The organism is Enterococcus spodopteracolus, assembly GCF_030441955.1.
Classification (GTDB): Bacteria; Bacillota; Bacilli; order Lactobacillales; family Enterococcaceae; genus Enterococcus_B; species Enterococcus_B spodopteracolus.
The window spans coordinates 1-305 of sequence record NZ_JARJHD010000162.1; the positions used below are offsets into that span (position 1 = coordinate 1).

Below are 305 nucleotides of genomic sequence, written 5' to 3' on the forward strand. Positions count from 1 at the left end.
ATTCCATCGCAACTTTCCACGCTGCACGAGTTTCGTTCCCGTCCGCCGGACGTAAGACATGGACACCTGGCATACTTCTAACCGAAGCCAATTGTTCCACTGGCTCATGTGTCGGGCCATCTTCACCTACTGCCACAGAGTCATGGGTCAAGACATAAATGACTGGCGTGTTTTGGATCGCTGCTAAACGCACAGCTGGTCGCAAATAATCGACAAAGACAAAGAATGTTCCTCCATAGATCCGGGTACCGCCATGCAATTGGATCCCGTTCATCGCTGATGCCATCGCAAACTCACGAACACCA

General features: G+C 51.1%; 1 pseudogene. It reads right to left on the reverse strand.

Features of this window, described 5'->3' with window-relative positions:
- Positions 1-305 (reverse strand): annotated as a pseudogene (locus P3R27_RS15020) (transketolase); the annotation flags it as partial.